Source organism: Moorena sp. SIO4G3, from assembly GCF_010692305.1.
Taxonomy (GTDB): Bacteria; Cyanobacteriota; Cyanobacteriia; order Cyanobacteriales; family Coleofasciculaceae; genus Moorena; species Moorena producens_A.
Genome location: NZ_JAAHIG010000717.1, coordinates 1 through 1,593 on the forward strand (window position 1 = coordinate 1; position 1,593 = coordinate 1,593).

Genomic DNA, 1,593 nt, shown 5'->3' on the forward strand with positions numbered 1-1,593 from the left:
CAGGGCAAACGCATCTAATCGGCAGAAACTAGCTCTGAAAAGCGTTTGAATGACCCGAAAATTTTAGCTGACCTTAAAATTTGACGGGAACAGATAAAACTGGTATAATATTTGTGTCGCTTATATAAAGGGTGAGTATTGTTTTAAATAATTAATATATATTGCCAGTATAATATCAAGCTAGACCATTTAGTCTAAACCCATGGGAAATTGCCCAACGCCATTAATTCTACTGATAAAATAAAACTTAAAAACCTAAAACTTTGAGGAGATAATCGTTATCCCATCCGGCTTTTTTTCGTTTAGTTTTAATTCCCGTTTTTTCGGTACTTTCTTGTTTTAATAAATTTAGAGCTATTTGTCTAATAATGGCTAAATTTTCTGGTGCATTATCTTTCCTGATTCGTGAATCATCTTCTAAAAATTGAACATCAAGTACCCAATGGAGTTGATTCTCTATACACCAATGTTGGCGAATAGCTTTTGCTAAAAGTTCAGCATTATTGGGCAGACTACTAATATAATATCTTCGTTCAAAACTTGTTTTTCCATCTTTTTCTTTTCGCCAATAATCTACCCAACCTATTGAGTTGAGTTTTTCCCATTCCCCGTTTGGATCAATTGCTTCTTTAACATTACTAAGCATTTGGTAATATCTGTGTTCTTCACGATTATGTCCAGTTTCTGACTGCAAATACTGACTGATCGTGAGGTTTTTTAATCTAGATAATGGTAATGTATTGACGATTTTTTCGACTCGTTCATAAAGATAAGCTTGATTCTTTTTTAAGGTAATTAAATAGTCGGCCTCTTTGGCTACAATTTGCTTGACAATTTCTTTTTGACAGCCCATAGCATCAATAGTTATGATGCAACCCGATAGTTCTAAAACTTTTATAAGTTTGGGAATAGCTGTTATTTCATTGGATTTTTCATCTACTTTTACTTGCCCTAAAACCAGGCGATTCGCTGTTGCCCATGCACTAACCATATGAATAGCTGCTTTGTCAGAACTTTTGTCATAGGAATGACGTAAAGTTTTCCCGTCAATCGCTACTATTTCTCCAAAAGTGACCTGACTAATTGATTGAACCCACTTCAAAAAACACTGCTGTAATTGTTCGGTTTCAAGTTTCGCAAAAACTCTGGCAATTGTGTCGTGAGATGGAATTCCATTAGGTAATTCTAAAAACTTTTTTAACCATTTATATTTGGTTTTACCGTAGAGTTCTATGTCAACCCAGGTGTCGGCACCACTAATCACCGCACAGATAGTAATTGTAATAATATCAATTAATTTATGTAGTTTGGTTCGGTCAACTCTGGGATCTTTTAAATCACTAAAATGCTCATAAATCGTAGTTTTTGGTCTGAGTTTCATTGCTGAGTATTTATAAAAATAATGCTTTGATTTTCCTTCATAAAGACCTAATTTAAATCTTAATTTTATGGTCTAACTGTTAACTAGTATTAAGGAAATTGAATTATTGTAAATAATAAGCTCGTTACCATTCTAGGCCACGGGGAATGCCAATAGAGCAGATCTGCATATAAAGAGTGATTTGTCAAAAAAATTTAGATGCGTTTGCCCTG

At 33.8% G+C, this 1,593-nt stretch carries 1 protein-coding gene; it reads right to left on the reverse strand.

Annotated elements, in window-relative coordinates; all coding sequences use genetic code 11:
• Positions 1 to 247: 247 nt before the first annotated feature.
• On the reverse strand, positions 248 to 1,381 hold the full coding sequence (locus F6J99_RS44875; RefSeq protein WP_293123870.1) for an ISAs1 family transposase: 1,134 nt from the start codon (positions 1,379 to 1,381) through the stop codon (positions 248 to 250).
• Between the last annotated feature and the right edge of the window lie 212 nt (positions 1,382 to 1,593).